13 protein-coding genes are annotated in these 18,030 nt (G+C 65.2%); 5 read left to right on the top strand and 8 right to left on the bottom strand.

The window, feature by feature from the left end; genetic code table 11:
• Window positions 1–52 precede the first annotated feature (52 nt).
• From ligA to smc, 3 genes are read right to left on the bottom strand one after another with little or no spacing between them, the layout of a single operon-like run.
• Complete coding sequence (ligA, locus tag YH64_RS00395; RefSeq protein WP_046802558.1) at window positions 53–2,155, bottom strand: NAD-dependent DNA ligase LigA; 2,103 nt, start codon at window positions 2,153–2,155, stop codon at window positions 53–55.
• Window positions 2,156–3,235, bottom strand: coding sequence for a cell division protein ZipA C-terminal FtsZ-binding domain-containing protein (locus YH64_RS00390; RefSeq protein ID WP_046802557.1), 1,080 nt, complete (start codon window positions 3,233–3,235; stop codon window positions 2,156–2,158).
• Between the two features lie 46 nt (window positions 3,236–3,281).
• Window positions 3,282–6,815 (bottom strand): chromosome segregation protein SMC, encoded by a 3,534-nt coding sequence (gene smc / locus YH64_RS00385; RefSeq protein ID WP_046802556.1) that lies wholly within the window; start codon window positions 6,813–6,815, stop codon window positions 3,282–3,284.
• 263 nt (window positions 6,816–7,078) lie between these two features.
• Here smc and lplT point away from each other — a divergent pair, with 263 nt between their 5' ends.
• Window positions 7,079–8,395 (top strand): lysophospholipid transporter LplT, encoded by a 1,317-nt coding sequence (lplT, locus tag YH64_RS00380; RefSeq protein WP_046802555.1) that lies wholly within the window; start codon window positions 7,079–7,081, stop codon window positions 8,393–8,395.
• 152 nt (window positions 8,396–8,547) lie between these two features.
• Here the strand turns inward: lplT and YH64_RS00375 are convergent, their stop codons facing one another.
• Both YH64_RS00375 and YH64_RS00370 read right to left on the bottom strand, forming a co-directional pair.
• Window positions 8,548–9,591 carry a uracil-DNA glycosylase gene (locus tag YH64_RS00375; protein ID WP_046802554.1) on the bottom strand — a complete coding sequence of 348 codons (1,044 nt, stop codon included), beginning with the start codon at window positions 9,589–9,591 and terminating at the stop codon, window positions 8,548–8,550.
• Window positions 9,588–10,982, bottom strand: a complete 1,395-nt coding sequence (locus tag YH64_RS00370) for a bifunctional tRNA (adenosine(37)-N6)-threonylcarbamoyltransferase complex dimerization subunit type 1 TsaB/ribosomal protein alanine acetyltransferase RimI (protein ID WP_046802553.1) — start codon at window positions 10,980–10,982, stop codon at window positions 9,588–9,590. Before YH64_RS00370 ends, YH64_RS00375 begins: the two co-directional genes overlap by 4 nt.
• A 130-nt stretch (window positions 10,983–11,112) precedes the next feature.
• Here YH64_RS00370 and ompR point away from each other — a divergent pair, with 130 nt between their 5' ends.
• The 4 genes from ompR to YH64_RS00350 all read left to right on the top strand — a co-directional run bounded on the left by ompR (window position 11,113) and on the right by YH64_RS00350 (window position 14,477).
• Window positions 11,113–11,847 (top strand): two-component system response regulator OmpR, encoded by a 735-nt coding sequence (gene ompR, locus YH64_RS00365; RefSeq protein WP_003813882.1) that lies wholly within the window; start codon window positions 11,113–11,115, stop codon window positions 11,845–11,847.
• Window positions 11,848–11,881: 34 nt separating this feature from the next.
• The gene (locus YH64_RS00360) at window positions 11,882–13,276 is read left to right on the top strand and encodes an ATP-binding protein (RefSeq protein ID WP_006217983.1); all 1,395 of its coding nucleotides are present in this window, start codon (window positions 11,882–11,884) and stop codon (window positions 13,274–13,276) included.
• Window positions 13,277–13,335: 59 nt separating this feature from the next.
• Window positions 13,336–13,884 (top strand): peroxiredoxin, encoded by a 549-nt coding sequence (locus tag YH64_RS00355; protein WP_006217982.1) that lies wholly within the window; start codon window positions 13,336–13,338, stop codon window positions 13,882–13,884.
• Between the two features lie 74 nt (window positions 13,885–13,958).
• Window positions 13,959–14,477 (top strand): carboxymuconolactone decarboxylase family protein, encoded by a 519-nt coding sequence (locus YH64_RS00350; RefSeq protein ID WP_006223770.1) that lies wholly within the window; start codon window positions 13,959–13,961, stop codon window positions 14,475–14,477.
• 98 nt (window positions 14,478–14,575) lie between these two features.
• Here the strand turns inward: YH64_RS00350 and YH64_RS00345 are convergent, their stop codons facing one another.
• The 3 genes from YH64_RS00345 to ispD all read right to left on the bottom strand — a co-directional run bounded on the left by YH64_RS00345 (window position 14,576) and on the right by ispD (window position 18,019).
• The gene (locus YH64_RS00345) at window positions 14,576–16,642 is read right to left on the bottom strand and encodes a DUF4344 domain-containing metallopeptidase (protein ID WP_255444051.1); all 2,067 of its coding nucleotides are present in this window, start codon (window positions 16,640–16,642) and stop codon (window positions 14,576–14,578) included.
• A 205-nt stretch (window positions 16,643–16,847) separates the two neighbouring features.
• A complete protein-coding gene (gene ispF / locus YH64_RS00340) occupies window positions 16,848–17,339 on the bottom strand; it encodes a 2-C-methyl-D-erythritol 2,4-cyclodiphosphate synthase (RefSeq protein ID WP_046802551.1) in 492 nt (163 codons plus the stop codon).
• Window positions 17,336–18,019 carry a 2-C-methyl-D-erythritol 4-phosphate cytidylyltransferase gene (ispD, locus tag YH64_RS00335; protein WP_046802550.1) on the bottom strand — a complete coding sequence of 228 codons (684 nt, stop codon included), beginning with the start codon at window positions 18,017–18,019 and terminating at the stop codon, window positions 17,336–17,338. Before ispD ends, ispF begins: the two co-directional genes overlap by 4 nt.
• Between the last annotated feature and the right edge of the window lie 11 nt (window positions 18,020–18,030).

Genomic DNA, 18,030 nt, shown 5'->3' with positions numbered 1-18,030 from the left:
AACTGCCCGCTATCGCGGGCAGTTTTTTTTGGGGCAGGACATTCCCTTTGGGCTAGGACATTCCCAATAGGGCTTTCAACGCATCTTCATCCAACACGGTCACGCCCAGTTCCTGCGCCTTGGTGAGTTTGCTGCCAGCCTCTTCGCCGGCCACCAGATAAGCGGTTTTCTTGGAGACCGAACCGCTGACCTTGCCGCCCGCGGCCTGGATGTGCATTGACGCTTCCTCGCGCGTCCAGTTGGGCAGGGTGCCGGTCAACACGAAAGTCTTGCCCGCCAGCGTCGTGCCTTGCGGCGCGGCGTCGGCCACAGGGTTGACCCCCTGCGCCTTCAATTGCTCGATGACGTCCCGGTTGTGCTGCTCGGCAAAGAAGCGGCGGATGGATGCCGCCACCACGGGGCCCACGTCCGGCACGGACGACAAGGCGTCTTCATCAGCGTCCATGATGGCGTCGATGCTGCCGAAATGCCGTGCCACGTCGCGCGCGGTGGTTTCACCCACGTGACGAATACCCAGCGCAAACAACAGGCGGTTCAAGCCCGGGGCGCGCGCCTTGTCGATGGCCGCCACCAGGTTATCGGCCGACTTCTGGCCCATGCGATCCAGGCCCACCAGCTCGAGCGGGCGCAGGCTGTACAGATCGGCCAAAGTCTTGACCCGGCCGCTGTCGACCAACTGGTCCACCAACTTTTCGCCCAGCCCTTCGATGTCCAGCGCCTTGCGGCTGGCCGCATGCCACAGCGTCTGCTTGCGCTGCGCGGCGCAGAACAGGCCGCCCGTACAGCGCGCAATGGTCTCGTCTTCCAGCCGTTCAATGGCCGAGCCGCAGACCGGGCAGGCCGTGGGCATGACGAATTCCTGGGCGTCGTCGGGCCGCTTTTCAAGCACAGGGCCCAGCACTTCGGGGATCACATCGCCCGCGCGGCGCACGATGACGGTGTCACCCTTGCGCACGTCCTTGCGGCGGATTTCGTCTTCGTTGTGCAGCGTCGCGTTGGTGACGGTCACGCCGCCCACGAACACGGGCTTCAGGCGTGCCACGGGCGTGATCGCGCCCGTGCGCCCAACCTGGACTTCAATATCCAGCAGCGTGGTGGTGGCTTCTTCGGCGGCAAATTTGTGCGCCAGCGCGAAGCGCGGCGCGCGCGCCACGAAGCCCAGCACTTTCTGCGCGGGCAGCGAATCTACTTTGTAGACCACGCCGTCGATGTCGTAAGGCAGGCCGGCACGCAGCTCGCCCACCTTGGCATAAAAGGCCATCAAGCCTTCGGCGCCCGTCGCGCGATGGTTGTGCTTCAAGTTGACCGGCAGGCCCAGCTCGTGCAGCCACGCCAACATGGCGCCATGCGACGCTTCGGGCAGTTGCGAGGCCTGACCGGCGCCGGCCGTGGCCTCGTCGAACAAGCCGCTTTGCTTGCCGGGCAGGCCCTGCACTTCGCCCCAGCCATACGCAAAGAAGCGCAGCGGCCGCTTGGCGGTGATGCGCGGGTCCAGCTGACGCAGGCTGCCGGCGGCGGCATTACGCGGGTTGACGAAGATCTTTTCGTCACGCTTGGCCTGCGCAGCGTTCAACTTTTCAAAGTCGGCGCGATTCATCAGCACCTCGCCGCGCACTTCCAGCACTTTCGGGGCGGACCCTTTCAGTTGCAGCGGAATGGCCTTGATGGTGCGGATGTTGGAGGTGACATCTTCGCCCGTCTGGCCGTCGCCGCGCGTGGCGGCCTGCACCAGACGGCCGTCCTCGTAACGCAGGCTGATCGCCAGCCCGTCCAACTTGAGCTCACAGAAATAATCGGCTTGCTGCGCCGGCCCCAGCAGGCCCGCGCCGCGCAACGTGTCCGTGACACGGCGGTCGAACGCCACCACTTCTTCTTCGGCAAAGGCGTTGTTCAGCGACAGCATCGGCACGGCATGGCGCACGCTGCCAAAGGAGGAGACAGGCGCCGCGCCCACGCGTTGCGTGGGCGATTCCGGGGTGATCAGTTCGGGATGCTCGGCCTCTAGGGCTTCAAGCTGCCGCATCAGCCCGTCGTACTCGGCATCCGAGACGGAGGGCTCGTCGTAGACGTAATAGCGGACGTTGTGCTGTTCCAGCTCGGCGCGCAGGCGCGCCGCGGTTTCCGCCGGGTTGACTTCACCAGACGCGCGGCTCATTTACGCAAACACCCGTTGAGCACGCTCGCTTCCGGCGGGCAGGCCCGCTTGTTCAAGCTGTTCGAACAGCACTTGGAGGCGTTCGTCGATAACCGTTTCGGAACCATCCGCCAGCGGCTTGCCCTGGTCATCGACCAGCTCGGCGCGCAGGCGGGCGGCCAGGTCGCGGCCCACGTCGACCATGCGGCCAAAGGCACGCGTATCGGCCGGCGCACAAGGCACGTCCAGCAGCAGGTACAGGCGTTCGACGCCACCCATGCCGGCGTCGAAGGCGGCGCCATCGGCGCGCGACAGCGTGAAGCGGGTCACGCCGTTTTCGGCGGGCCACGCCAGGCGATTGCCATCCGCCACGAAGCCCGTGTCGCGGGCCACGGACAGCACTTCGGCGGCAGGCTGGGCCGCGCCCAGCAGCAGCGTCAGGCCAACCTGGATATCCAGCGCGGCGCAGGTGTCGTCCAGGCGGGCGCCCTGCTCCAGCACGGCTTGCTGGTCGGGGCCTTCGATGGTGGCGTCGAAACGTTCGGCCATGTCCTGGGCGCGAGCCCAGGCTTGCGACCATTCAATGGCAGTCAGGGGGCCGCTGCGATTGGCCAGCAGCACCGCCAGTTGCATCGACGCATACGATTCGCCGGCATGCACGCGGGCACGATGGCGGCGCTGGTCGGTCTCGGCGAATACGCGCATCGGCTTGCGGCCTACGTGGCGCAGGCTTTGCATGTAAGGCAGCAGGTCGGCGCCACGCACGGGTTCGGCAAAATTGATTTCGATGACCACTTCGCAGGCGGGATCGGGTTCTTCCGTGTCGTCGGCGTCGCTACCCGGGTCCACCGGCGCGGGCTGGCCGGGTTGCGCGCGCGGCGCATCGCCGCCCATGCCGGGCTCGCGACGGCTCGCGCCCGCGGCAGTCGCCGATGCGGCTGCGCCGGCAGTGCCGGCGCCCAGCAACGGATCCTGTTCAGACGTGGGGAAATGGCTTTGCATCTTGCGCCGGACGCGCCGGTCCTGCCACCAGTTGAATCCCAACACCAGCAGTATCAGCAAGACGCCCAGGGCTATCAGCCCGATCTGCAAATCACTCATGTGTACATCCCGCGCCAGGAGGGCGGCGCCTTTCTAAATATGGGGTTTATGCCGCTTCGGAGGCCATCATTTGCACGGCCGAATCTATGTCTACCGCAACGATACGCGAAACCCCTTGCTCTTGCATGGTTACGCCGATCAGCTGCTTGGCCATCTGCATGGCGATCTTGTTGTGCGAAATAAATAGGAATTGGGTTTGCTCGCTCATGTTGGCGACCAGGTTTGCGTAGCGTTCGGTGTTGGCGTCGTCCAGCGGCGCGTCCACCTCGTCCAGCAGGCAGAACGGCGCCGGGTTCAGCTTGAACAACGCGAACACCAGCGCGGTCGCGGTCAGCGCTTTTTCGCCGCCGGACAAGAGGTGAATCGTGCTGTTGCGCTTGCCGGGCGGCTGGGCCATGACCTGCACGCCCGCGTCGAGAATTTCCTCGCCCGTCATGCTGAGCTTGGCTTCGCCCCCACCAAACAGCTTGGGGAACAGCTCGCCAAAGTGGCCGTTCACGATGTTGAAGGTTTCTTGCAGCAGCTCGCGCGTTTCGCGGTCGATCTTGCGGATCGCGTCTTCCAGGGTTTCGATGGCGGTCATCAAATCCTGGTGCTGGGAATCCAGGAAACCCTTGCGTTCGCGCGACGTGTTCAATTCGTCCAGCGCCGCCAGGTTGACCGAGCCCAACGATTCAATCTGGCGCGAGATCCTGCCCACTTCCTGTTGCAGCCAGCTGGCGCGGCGCCATTCTTCGGGGCGGGTGGCCAGGTCCTGGGCCAGCGCCTCGCGGTCGACTTCGCGGGCGTTCAGCTGTTCGGTGAACTGCTCTTCGGCCAAGCGCGCGGCCTGCTCTTGCAGCTGCAATTCCATGATGCGCGCACGGCGCGGTTCCAGCGTCTGTTCCTGCTGTTGCCGGTCTTCATCGGCGCCGCGCAACAGAGCGGCCAGGTTTTCCATTTCCTGGCGCGCGCGCGACAGCGCTTCTTCGCGCTCGGCACGGGCTTCCAGGGCATCTTGCAACCCGGCCTGCGACGCGGACGCGTCCAGCTCGGCCAGATCGCCCATCAGTTGTTCAAGCTCGACCGTGCCGCGCTGGCTTTGGTCGGCGGCCAATTGCTGGTTGCGTTGCAGGTCGGTAATGCGGACCTGAATGCCGCGTTCGGCAAATTCGGCTTCTTGCGCGGCACGCTCAAGCTCGCGCAGGCGCGTACGGGCGGCTTCGGCCTGGGCGGCCAGCGTTTCGCCGTCCATTTCAGCGTCGGCAAAGCGGGATTGGTGCTCGGCCAGTTCTTCGTCCAGCGTCTCGAAGCGGGCTTCGGCTTCTTCGCGGGTGGCGCGCAGGTCTTCTTCCTGGACCTTGATTTCTTCCAGATCCTGGCGCAGGCGCGAGGCCCGTTCGCCGGATTGCTCGGCCTGCTGTTGCAGCCGGGAATGTTCAAGCTGGATGTCGTGCACGCGGCGCGTGACCTCGGCCACGCGCGTGCGCGCCGGGGCGATGGCCTGCGAGACCTGCTGCCAGGCCGCTTCGGCGCGGGCAACCGCGGCACGCGCCTGGTCGGCGATCAGCTGCTGGGCCTTGATCTCGCGTTGCAGGTTTTCAATTTCCTGCTGGCGGGCCAACAGGCCGGCCTGTTCGGAATCCGGCGCGTAAAAGCGGACGCTATGGGCATCAATCAGGTGGCCGGCCTTGACCACGCAGGCGCTGCCGGCGGGCAAGGTCGCGCGCATGGCCAGAGCCTGCGTCACGTCGGTCGCGGTGTAGATGCCGGCCAGCCAGTCGTTCAGCAGCGTGCGCAGGTCCGGGTCGGTGATGCGCAGCAGGCTGGCCAGCGGCGTCAGGCCGGCCGGGGCGGCCGGCGCGGGCGCCGCGACGGGCAATTGATAGAAAGCCAGCCGGGCGGGCGGCGCGTCTTCGGCGAACGCGCGGGCCCAATCCAGATTGCGCACTTCCATGGACGCCATGCGCTCGCGCAGGGCGGATTCCAGGGCGGTTTCCCAGCCCGGCTCCACGTGCAGCTTTTGCCACAGGCGCGACAGCCCGGCCAATTCATGCTTGGCCAGCCAGGGTTCCAGCGCGCCCTGCTTCTGCACGTCTTCCTGCAGCTTCACCAGCGCGGACAGGCGGGCTTCCAGACGGGCCAGGTTCTGGGCGTCGGTCTGGGCGGCGGCCTGGGCGCGGCTGCGCTCGGCATCCGCTTCCGGCACGCGGCCTTCCAGCGTGGCCAGTTCTTCCTGGGCTTCTTGCAGCTGGTCTTCGCCGGCTACCCGGTCGCCGGCCAGTTGCTCCAGGCGGACGGGGTCTGGCGCATGCAGCTCGCGTAGCTCTTGTTGCAGGCGTTCGCGGCGCTGCTCCAGCACCTGCATCTGGCGGTCGGCGTCGCGCTGGGTCTGGGCGACCAGCGCCAGGTTCTGTTCGACCCGGGCCAGGGCGGCGCGCATTTCGTCGCGGCCCGAGGCGGCCTCGCGCACGCGCTGCTCGACGGCGGGCAACCCCGCCTGAGCGTCTTCGGCGGCGGCGCGCGCCTCTTCGGTGCGGGCGGCGGCGGTGGCCAGGTCGTCTTCGGCCTGGGCGATCTGTTCAGTGCAGTGCTCGCGCTGGCTGGTCCATTCCGCGATCTGCTGCTGCAACTGGTCGCGGCGCGATTGCAGACGGTTGCGCGAATCCACCACGTGGCGGATCTCGGCTTCCAGGCGGCTGACCTGCGCGTTGGCTTCGTACAGCGCGCCCTGGGCGGTGTGCACGGCGTCGCTGGCCGCGTAGTGGGCCTGACGGCGCGATTCCAGCGCCGCTTCGCCCGCCCGCAGGCCGGCGATGGCGGCTTCCAGCTCGTTTTGCGCCTGCGCCATTTCCTGGGCTTTCTTGGCGCGCTCTTCGCGAGCCCCGGTTTCCTTCAGGAACCACAGGGAATGCTGTTTCTTTTCGCCGTCGGCCTGAAGCTCGCGGTATCGCGTGGCGACTTCGGCCTGGGCTTCCAGCTTTTCAAGCTGGCTGTTCAGTTCGCGCAGAATGTCTTCCACGCGAGTCAGGTTTTCGCGCGTGTCCGACAGGCGGTTTTCGGTCTCGCGGCGGCGTTCCTTGTAGCGCGACACGCCGGCCGCTTCTTCCAGGAATACCCGCAGTTCTTCAGGGCGCGCCTCGATCAGGCGGTTGATCATGCCCTGCCCGATGATGGCGTAGCCACGCGCGCCCAGGCCGGTGCCCAGGAAGATGTCGTGGATGTCGCGGCGCCGGACCTGCTGGTTATTGACGAAATAGCTGCTGGTGCCGTCCCGGGTCAGGACCCGGCGCACGGCGATTTCGGCGTAGGTGCTCCATTGGCCCGCAGCCCGCCCTTCGCTGTTGTCGAACACCATTTCCACCGACGCACGGGCCGCTGGCTTGCGGTTGCCCGAGCCGTTGAAAATGACGTCCTGCATGGACTCGCCGCGCAGTTCCGAGGCCTTGGCCTCGCCCAGCACCCAGCGCACCGCATCGATGATGTTCGATTTCCCGCAGCCGTTCGGACCCACCACGCCAACCAGTTGACTGGGCACGGGAATCACGGTGGGATCGACGAAGGACTTGAAGCCGGCGAGTTTTAGCTGAGTAAGACGCACAGTACGATGACGACGGGGTGGGTTGACGAAAGGCGTTAACGGACCTGCCGCACAGATTGCAAACCGGCCCACGAAGGGCCGGCTCACATATGGGTCGTATGATACCGCAGGCAGTCTGTCGCTAAACGTCAGTAATGGTCAACCCACGGGCAAACGCGCAATGGTGCGCCTTCGGGCACCGGCTATACTCCCTGACACTTTTTGGCACGACACATAATTTTCACGCGGACTGGCCGGGCTCAGGCCAAAGAACGGGGACATTCTTGAAACGTGGTTTCTATCTGGTCATGGCCGCGCAGGCCTTCTCGTCATTGGCGGACAATGCGCTGTTCATCGCAGCCATCGCCTTGATACAGGAGCTGCACGGCCCCGACTGGTTGGCGCCCATGATGAAATGGTCGTTCGCGCTGGCCTACGTGGTGCTGGCGGCCTTTGTCGGCGCCCTGGCGGACTCTTTCCCCAAGGGCCGCGTGATGTTCTCCACTAACGCCCTGAAGGTGGCCGGCTGTCTGCTGATGTTCTCGTACGCCAGCATCGGCGTTGCCCCCGAATACCAGACCTACCTGGTCTGCGCCGCCTATGCCGTGGTCGGGATCGGCGCGGCGGCCTATTCCCCCGCCAAGTACGGCATCGTCACCGAAATGCTGCCGCCCCACATGCTGGTCAAGGGCAACAGCTGGATCGAAGGGCTGACGGTGTTTTCCATCATTCTGGGCACGGTGCTGGGCGGCCTGTTGATTTCGTCCTCGGTGTCGACCGCCCTGTTGAGCCATTCCTTCATCGGCAGCCTGGTGCACACCCCCGCCGAAGCCGCCATCCTGGTCATTGCGTTCGTCTACCTGCTGGCGGCGCTGTGCAACCTGATGATTCCGCGCACCCATGTGCGCTACCCGCCGCAGCAGAAAAACCCGGTGCGCCTGATCCGCACGTTCTGGGGCTACGTCTGCGTGCTGTGGAAAGACAAGCTGGGCCAGATTTCGCTGGCGGTCACCACCCTGTTCTGGGGCGCGGGCGCCACGCTCCAACTGATCGTTATCGAATGGGGCCGCAGCCACCTGGGCTATCAGCTGGACAAGGCGTCGATGCTGATGGGCGTGGCGGCGCTGGGTACCGTGGTCGGCTCGATCCTGGCCGGCCGCATCCCGCTGCGCCGCGCGCTGGCCGTGCTGCCGGTAGGCGCCGCCATGGGGCTGGTCGTGTTGCTGATGCCGCTGGTCTATTCGCCCTGGAGCGTCTACCTGCTGCTGCTGATCACGGGCGGGCTGGCCGGTTTCTTCGTGGTGCCGATGAATGCGCTGCTGCAACATCGCGGCCACGTGCTGCTGTCGGCGGGCCATTCCATCGCGGTGCAGAACTTCAATGAACAGCTCAACATCCTGCTGATGGTGGCGATGTACACGCTGCTGCTGTGGCTGCAACTGCCGATCAACATCATCATCGTGATTTTTGGCTCGGTGGTGGCGGTGCTGATGGTGGTGTTCATGCGCTGGAGCAAGCGCAACATGCAGGCCAACCCCGATCTGCACGACCAGATCGGGCAGGAAGGCCATGGGCGTGCGCTGGATTCGAATACCCACTAAGACGCCAAGCCGTTGATCGGAAACGAAAAACGGGCGATAAAGGCGGGCAATACAAGATGCGCAATACAGGACGCGCAATGCATGACGCGCAATGAAAAGCCGGGCCCAAGCCCGGCTTTTTATCGTCCGCCGCCAGCGGCAAGCCAGCGCGGTCAGATCTGGCGGGACGCCAGCTTAAGGTCTTGCCAGGCCCGCGCCTTTTCGGACGGGCTGCGCAGCAGGTACGCCGGGTGATAGCTGACGATCAGCGGAATCTGGCTGCCGTCCTCCGTCTTGAGCGTATGCACGCGGCCACGCAGGCTGCCGATGGTGGCGTCCGTACCCAGCAACGTCTGCGCGGCAAACCGGCCCAGGACCAGGATGCGCTCCGGCTTCAGCAAGGCGATCTGGCGCATCAGATACGGGCTGCAAGCGGCAATTTCCTCGGGCTTGGGATTGCGATTGCCCGGCGGGCGGCACTTGATGACGTTGGTGATGAAGACGTCGGTGTCGCGGCTCATGCCCACGGCGGCCAGCATGGCGTCCAGCAGTTGGCCGGAACGGCCGACAAACGGGTGGCCCTGCCGGTCTTCTTGCTCGCCCGGGGCCTCTCCCACGACCAGCCAGCGGGTAGGCGTTGCCCCATGGCCAAAGACCGCGTGGCGGCGCCCCTGGCACAGCCCGCAGGCCGTACACGCCACCACCTGCTCGCGCAGTTCGTCCAGATTGGCGTTTTTCACCGCCTCGGCCACGGGGATGCGAGGCGCTTCGACCGCTTCTTCTTCGGCCGTCTTGGGAACCGGACGCGGCGGCGGGCCGGTGCGGTTCAGGATGGAAGCGGGAATGCCCGGGCGTCCAGAACTGCGTTCGGTCGCGACGGCGGCCGGAGCAGCGACCGGCGCCGCAGTCGACACAGCAGACGAAGCAGCAGCCGATGCGGCAGCCGGCACCGCGGCGGGCGGCACGGCCGCCACCGGGGCCTGCACAGCGGCAGGCTGACCGGACACGTTGACATGCGCGGCGGGCGCATCCGAGGCACGGGCCGCCACGCCGGAATCCAACAAAACCGGTTTTGAAACAGGGGCTTGCGGCGCAACGGGCGCACGAGCATCGGCCGGAGCCGGGCGCAGCCACAGCCTTTCCATGCCAATTTCGCGCAGCCAGATGCGCTGAAGCGGATTGACGCGGGGCGCCACGGCGGGCGTCGGCACGGTCATGCGAGCACCTCCGGCGTGGCGTCAAAGCGTTTTTGCATGACCAGAGCGTCTTCGCGCGTGCCTTTTTCAGCGGGGTAGTACCCACGGCGCACACCGATCTGCAAATAACCGTGGTCGCGGTAAAAGCTGACGGCGGAGACGTTGGACGGGCGCACTTCCAGCAGCACGCCCTCCAGCCCCCGTTCCCGCGCCTGCGCCTCGCACCATTGCAGCAGGATGCCGCCCAGCCCTTGCCGATGCAGGTGTTTGGACACGGCGATGACGAGCAAGTGCGCGACGTCCGGCGCAAACATCAAAATGCAGAAGGCAGCGACTTTGCCGTCGCGGCGAAGTACCCAAGCGCCGTAGCCCGCCGCCAGTGCGTCAACGAAGTTGCCGCGCGTCCAGGGAAACGCCTGCACGTGGGCCTCCAGCGCGGCCACCTCGTCCAGGTCGTCGTGCGTCAAGGGCTGGGGTTGTTCGGCGGGCGCAAGGTGCCCGGAACGTTCCGCCACGCGGCCCTGCTGCGGCCGATCGGCGGGCTCTGGCTGTGCACCACGCTGCGATGAGTCGGTGAGCTGGGAGGGGTCGTTGCGCGGTGATTGCTTGGTCTCCGACGCCAGCGACGGCGCGGCTTTCGGGTTGCCGCCTTCGCCCCGCATGCGCTCGGCGGTGGTAAAGGCAACCTTGTCGCGCACATAAAGCGGCGCGGCCTCTTCCGGAGGCAGCGCTTCACCGCGCAGCCAGCCTTGTCGCGCCAGACGCGCCACGCTGGCGGCTTCGGGGCGCAACGCATCGGCCGCGCGCGCCCACCCATCCGGCGCAATCATGTCGGACGCGTAGGCATCCCAGGCGTCGCCCGCCAGCAGCGGGCGCAAAGCCTGGCCCGCGGAATCCGACCATTGGACAAGGTGATGCGCCGTCCAGGGCACGACCTCGGCAGCCGCGATCAACAGCGGGGCTTGCAGGACCTGCCAGGCGGACTCTTCGGCCCCCTGCGCGCCCAACGGGCGATAAACCGCCAGATAGACCTCGTTCATGCGCGCGTCCAGCGCCACCACGATGGCGTTGGCGGGCGTGGCCCCGGCCACCTGCGCGGCGACCGCCTGGTGGGACACGACAGGCAGCACCGGAATCCCCAGCCCCAGGCCCATGCCCTGGGCCACGCCGCAAGCGACACGCAGGCCGGTAAAGCCGCCCGGCCCCTGGCCAAACGCCACGGCGTGCAGGGCCGTGGGTGCAATGCCGGACTCGGCAAGCAGCTCGTTCGCCATCGGCAAGAGTCGTTCCGCATGCTCTTGGGACCCCTCGTGCTCGCGGGTAATCAACTGCAAACGGCCATCGACCGTTCGCAGTAAAGCCACCCCGCAACGGGACGAAGACGTTTCCAAAGCCAGCAGGTTTAGTTCCATAGGTGCAGATTGTACGAAATACGCGGCTCCGCCCCCGGTTGTAAGGGGGATTTCAACCATGGTTCGCAATGTGTAATATCTTGTGAACGCCCACTAGCCGCTGGTTCTTGTCACTGTTACATTTCCGGCCATGAATACGCAAAACACCACCCCCACCCGAAAAATCCTCGTCGTTGACGATGATCCGCGCTTGCGCGATTTGCTGCGCCGGTATTTGTCCGAGCAGGGATTCAACGTTTTCGTCGCCGAAGACGCCAAAGAGATGGGCAAACTCTGGCAACGCGAGCATTTTGACCTGCTCGTGCTGGATCTGATGCTGCCCGGCGAAGATGGTCTGTCCATCTGTCGTCGGCTGCGCGGTGGCCACGACAATACGCCCATCATCATGCTCACGGCCAAGGCGGAAGAAATCGACCGCATCGTGGGCCTTGAAATGGGCGCGGACGACTACCTGTCCAAACCGTTCAACCCCCGGGAACTGCTGGCACGGATCAACGCGATCCTACGCCGTCGCGGCACCGAAGAACATCCGGGCGCTCCCAGCCAGGAAAACGAGTCGATCGCTTTCGGCCCCTACGTGCTGAACTTGTCCACCCGTACGCTGACGCGCAACGGCGAACAAGTGCCGATCACCACCGGCGAATTCTCGGTGCTCAAGGTGTTTGCGCGCCATCCGAAGATTCCCCTGTCCCGCGACAAGCTCATGGAACTGGCTCGCGGCCGCGAATACGAAGCTTTCGATCGCAGCCTCGACGTGCAGATCTCGCGCCTGCGCAAACTGATCGAACCCAATCCGTCCAAGCCCGTGTTCATCCAGACCGTTTGGGGTCTCGGATACGTGTTTGTGCCGGACGGTGGTAGCTGATCGGCTCGCCCGCCCTGGGCAGGAGCGCAGCCTCGTGCCCCGCTTGCGCAGAACCTTCAGGAACCTGACTTCACGTTTGCGGCTCGGCTTGTTCGGCCGCACGTTCCTGCTGCTCGCAGCGCTGATGCTGGTCAGCCTGGGCGCGTGGCTACAAGTATTTTTCAGCATGGAGCTGGGACCGCGCGCCAATCAAATGGCGCAGCGGGTGATCACGGCCGTCAATATCACGCGCACGGCCCTGATCTACTCTCATAACGGCGAACGCAGCAAGCTGCTGCTGGACCTGGCCACCAACGAAGGCATTCAGGTCTACCCGCGCGAAGTCACCGACTTTGCCGAAGCCCTTCCCGACGACGACTACTGGCAGCGTGTGGCGCAGCATATCCGCACGCGCTTTGGCCCGGAAACGCAGATCGCCTGGGGCGTCAACCAGGTGCCCGGCTTCTGGGTCAGCTTCCAGATCGAAAAAGATCTGTACTGGCTGGTGTTCGAGCGAGAACAGATTGGCTTGACGGGTGGTATCGAATGGCTGGGATGGGGCGCCACGGCGTTGCTGCTTTCCCTTGTCGGTGCGGCGGTCAGCGTGGGGTTCGTGAACCGGCCCCTGTCCCGGCTTGCCCGCGCCGCGCAGGTGTTGTCGCGCGGCGAGACGCCCGCGCCACTGCCCGAACAGGGTCCTTTGGAAATCCGCGACCTGAACGCCTCGTTCAACCGCATGGCCAAAGACCTGCGGCAGGCCGAGGCCGACCGAGAGCTGATGCTGGCCGGGATCTCGCACGACCTGCGCACCCCGCTGGCCCGCATGCGCCTGGAAATCGAGCTTAGCGGCGTGTCGGAAGACGCCCGCCAGGCCATCGACGAAGACCTGGGCCAGATCGACCACAGCATCGGCCAACTGATGGAATATGCACGGCCCGCCGGCACCCTGCCGCAGCTGGCCACCGACATTTCCGCGGTACTGGCCGAGCTCTATGAACGTGAACGCAGCCACACCGCGTCGTTGGGCGGCGAACTGGAAGCGTCGCTGGAACCCGGGCTGCGTGCCCGGATCACGGCACTGGACCTGAAGCGGGTGGTCAGCAACCTGATCGAAAACGCGCGGCGCTATGGTCGGTCCAGCGACGGCATGGCGCACCTTGTCATGACGCTGCAAGCCGAAGGCGGCATGATCGTGATCGAAGTGTGCGACCGCGGACCGGGCATCGCGCCCGAAGACGTCGACCGGCTGCTGCGGCCTTTCTCGCGTGGCGAAGCGGCGCGTACCGGTGTCAGCGGCGCGGGCCTGGGTCTGGCCATTGTCGAACGCCTGCTCAAGCACGTGGGCGGCACGCTGCGCATGCTGCCTCGCGAAGGCGGCGGGCTGACCGCGCGCATAGAGTTGCCCAAAGCCAAGTTTAGGAATTATCAATTAGACAACGATAATCCATAGCGTAGAATTTATGGTTTAAGGCACTGCCTTATCTCCACCAACAACTACTGGGAGTAAACATGAAAACTGTTGGCGACAAACTCGAGCCCTTCAAGGTCACCGGCGTCAAGCCCGGCTTCAACCAGCACGAAGAGAATGGCGTGTCGGCGTTTGAAGACATCACCGAAAGCTCGTTCCCCGGCAAGTGGAAGGTGATCTACTTCTACCCGAAAGACTTCACGTTTGTGTGCCCGACCGAAATCGTCGGCTTCAACAAGCTGGCCAAGGATTTCGAAGACCGCGACGCCGTTCTGCTGGGCGGCTCCACCGACAACGAATTCGTCAAGCTGGCATGGCGCCGTGAGCACCCGGACCTGAACAAGCTGGGCCACTACCAATTCGGCGACACCACCGGTGCCCTGATCGACCAACTGGGCGTCCGCGAAAAGGGTGCTGGCGTTGCTCTGCGCGCCACGTTCATCGTTGACCCGGACAACACGATCCAGCACGTTTCGGTGAACAACTTGAACGTCGGCCGTAACCCGGAAGAAGTTCTGCGCTTGCTCGACGGTCTGCAAACCGACGAGCTCTGCCCGTGCAACCGTACGGTTGGCGGCGCTACGCTGTAATTTCCAGCCCGGCCCAGGGCCTGTACGCAGGCCCGGCGCCGGGCTTTACTTGCTCTAGATTATAGGTAAAAACTATGGAATTTCTTACGACCATTAAGGAACAGCTGCCGGATTGGGCCAAGGACATCCGCCTGAATCTGGACGCCGTCATCGCCCGTTCCACGCTGGCGCCTGAAGATGCCGTTGGCGCCGCCCTGTCCGCCGCTTACGCCGCGCGCAGCCCGGTGCTGGTCGAAGCCTTCAAGAGCGGCCTGTCGGAAGGCGACGCCAATGCCGCCCTGACGGCTTCCGCACTGATGGGCATGAACAACACCTGGTATCCCTACGTCGAAATGACGGGCGACGCCAACCTGAAGAGCCTGCCCGCGCAGCTGCGCATGAACGCCTACGCCACCCATGGCGGCGTCGAGAAAAAGCGCTTCGAACTGTTCGCGCTGGTTGCTTCGATCATCGGCAAGTGCCATTTCTGCGTGGCCTCGCACTATGAAAACCTGAAGAACGACGGCCTGTCGACCGAACAGCTGCGCGACGCCGGCCGTATCGCCGCCGTCGTCAACGCCGCCGCTCTGGCGCTGGCCGCCCAAGGCAAGTAAGCCTCGGTCTGAAGACGGAAAAAAAAGCCCGCCTGTGCGAACAGGCGGGCTTTTTATTGCCGCGCGCCAAGGTGATGGCGCCGACGGGGACTGCTCGATTAGTTCTGCGCCGGCTTCACGGGCGAGGTCGGCAAGCCGTTGGCCACCCAGGCTTCCAGGCCGCCGCGATACCAGTAGGCGTCCCAGCCCAAAGTGCCGACGCGCAACGCCGCGTTGTACGACGAACGGTCGTTCATGCCGGCGCCCATCAATACGATCGGCACGCCCCGGTTGCCGCCCGACTTCTTCATCAGCCAATCGTCCAGCGGACCTTGCAGGCTGTCCTTGACGCTGCCGTCCGACCCCGCGTCGGCCAGCGGATAGGCGATGGGCAAGGTGTCGCGCAGCCCGCTGCTGTCCACGATGATCAAATTCTTGTTGTTCTTAATCAGCTGGACCAAATCGCCGGTGGTGATGACCTTGGCGCGGTAGTGCTGGACCGGCGTGGGTCCCTTGTACGGCGCCGAGAACAGCAAGGTCGTGGCCGGCACGCCGCTGTCTTTCAATTCATCGAAACCGCCGGTCGGGGCGGCGGCGCCCTGCCCTTGGCCCGCCGGCGCCTGCTGCTGGCGGGCAGGCGGCGCCGAGCCGTCCTTGGCCACGATTTCACCGCCCACCGTGCCCATTTCGATGTCCGAAATCATCACGGCAATGTTCTCGATCAGCTCATAGCACATGGTGATCGAGCCTTCGCGCGGGCTGTACCAGGCGTTGAGCTTGCCGCAGTCCTTGAAGACCACGTTCACCGGCCGGGGCAGCACATACGTCTTGCCCAGCAGCTTGATGTTTTCGCCGATGGCGGCCGACAGGTTGTTCGCGAACAGGTTGCCGATCTTGCGCTTGGACGGTTCGAACACCACGTTCACCGGCGCGCCGGGCGCGTTGGCCGGTTGCTCGCCGTCCGGCGTCCAGGTACCGACGCGCGTGTACGGCGCCAGAATCTTGCGCCACGCGCGGTTCTGCTTGTTGAATTCGTCCGTGCAACGGGCCTTGGTGCGGTCTTCGAATCCGGTTTGTTGAACCACCGTTTCGAACACAGCGGGGTTGCCGCCGTACATGATGCAAAGCATGTTGCGGAAGCGCTTCAGGTCGCCCGTGTGTTCGTCCTGCCATGCCGAGGGCGCCTGGCCGCGGCTTTCCGACAGTTTGCCGCTGTAATACCACTGCAGCGCGGCGTAGGTGGCCGCTTCGCGCGCCATGCGGTCCACGTCCTTGCTGCCCGACGGGTACATCGTGGGTTCCACGATCTGCAACGCCGCGTAAATATCCACCGCATCCTCTTCGGCGCCGGTGGACGGCAATTGCAGTTCGCCGATCAGCGCGTGGCCGAACTCGTGCATGAAGATGCTTTTCATCAAGCCGATATACACGGCGACGATGCGTTCGGTATCGCCACCGAAACGGGGATACGGACCCGAGCCCGGCAAGCCGGAATTATTGCCGCCCGGCGACGGCGCAGCCTGTGGCGTATTGACGCGCGGCGGTGTGTTCTGCGGGCTGGCGCCCGTGGCGCCCCCGCGCGGGGGCAGGCCCGCGGGCGGCGGGTTGGCCGCGCCACCGCCACGAGGCGGCAAGCCGGTGGACGGCGGTGCCGCCGGCGGCTGCTTGGACCCTTGATTGGTCGTGATGGAAAAATCCGCGATGCCGAACGTGCCGACGTCATACGCCATGATGCCGATATCCGCGCCCAGCGCCGACACGTCCGCCACGTCGCCGATCTTCTGGCCGTTCACGATGAAGCGCGCGGCGCCCGGCACCTCGACCACCTTGATGCGATCCGACCCGTCCAGCTTGGCGACATTCGGCACAGAGCCGAAATCACGGCGGTTCTGCCCTTCCAGGCAAAACAGCTTCGTGTTTTTGTCGGCCATGATTTCAAGCAGGCACAGGCTCTTGGTGGCGCGATTGTTCATCACAACGCCGATGGACGCCTTGGGATTCTGCGAATTGACGACCACATTGACGTCGGTGATGCGGCCGGCGTCCGGCGCGGGGCCTGCCGTGACGTACAGCGTTTGCTCACTGCCCGGCGTGCCCTTGTTCTGCAAGGTGAACCAGCCGTCTTGCAAGCCCGCCGTCCAACCCTGCAACAGCTGCTGTCGGACCCCGCCAGCCAGCGGACCCAACTGCTGTTCAAACTCCGCGTGCGCGGGCGCACATACTGCGGCAAGGGCTAAAAGCAGGGCTGCGCCACGTAGATGCATCCGAATATCTCATGTGATCCGATTTAGATAGCGCGCAGAATATTCCGAATCATATGGACCCGCTTATTTATTTGTTAAAGATGTATGCCAAAGTAAATGACGCCCTTGCAAGGGGCCGGCACACGCCTCAACTGTCGACACGCGCCAACAACGCCACCACGGTCGCCGCGATGCCTTCCTTGCGGCCCAGGTAGCCCAGGCCCTCGTTGGTCTTGGCCTTGATGTTCACGTCGGCTTCGGGCAGACCGGTGTCGGCGGCAATGTTCTTCACCATGGCAGGCGCGTGCGGGCCGATCTTGGGCGCCTGCGCGTGCAACGTCGCATCGATGTTGACGGGCGCCCAGCCCGCCGCGCGCACACGCGCCATCGCTTCGCGCAGCAGCACGCGGCTATCCGCGCCCTTGAAGGCCGGGTCCGTATCCGGAAAATGCCGGCCGATATCGCCCAAGCCCGCCGCGCCCAGCAGCGCATCGGTGATGGCGTGCAACAGCACGTCCGCATCGGAATGGCCCAGCAGGCCGTGCGTGTGCGGGATCGTCACGCCGCCGATGATCAGCGGCCGGCCGGCCACCAGCGCGTGCACGTCAAAGCCCTGCCCGACGCGAAAAGGAATGCTCATAGCCATTTTTCCATCAGTTCAAAATCATCCGGCCAAGTCACCTTGAAGTTGCGCAAGGCACCGGGGACCAGCAGCGGCGCATAGCCGGCGGCCTCCAGGGCCGAGGCCTCGTCGGTGACCGTGACGCCATTTACAGAGGCCGCCGTCAGCGCATCGCGCAGCACGCCGGCCCGAAACATTTGCGGGGTCTGCGCCAGCCACAACCCATTGCGATCCAGCGTGCGTTCGACCCGGTCGCGCCCGCCCTTGACGGTGTCGGCGACCGGTAACGCCAACAAGCCGCCCACGGGGTCGGCCAGGCAGGCGTCAATCAGGCGGCGCAAGGCGGCCTGGGGCAGCCCGGGCCGCGCTGCGTCGTGCACCAGCACCCAGGCGTCGTCGGCCACGCCGCTTTCGGCCAAGGCGCCCGCCACGGTGTCGGCTCGCGTAGCGCCGCCGCAGGCCCGCCACACCGTGCGCGGCAAGCCGGCCAGCGCCGCGTCGACCCAGCCGTCGCCGGGCGTCACGGCCACGCGTACCTGCGATACGCGCTCATCGGCCAGCAGCGCACTCACCGCATGGCGCAACATGGGCTGTCCGGCCAATGGACGGTATTGCTTGGGAACGGGTTCGACGCCGGGCTGGCTGGCGCGGGCGCCAACGCCCGCTGCGGGAACGATCGCAATGATTGAGTCAGACATGGTGCGGTGAT

Origin of the sequence: Achromobacter sp. LC458, from assembly GCF_001005835.2 — a bacterium.
Taxonomy (GTDB): Bacteria; Pseudomonadota; Gammaproteobacteria; order Burkholderiales; family Burkholderiaceae_B; genus Achromobacter; species Achromobacter spanius_B.
This window is presented reverse-complemented; position numbering and strand designations above follow the sequence as displayed.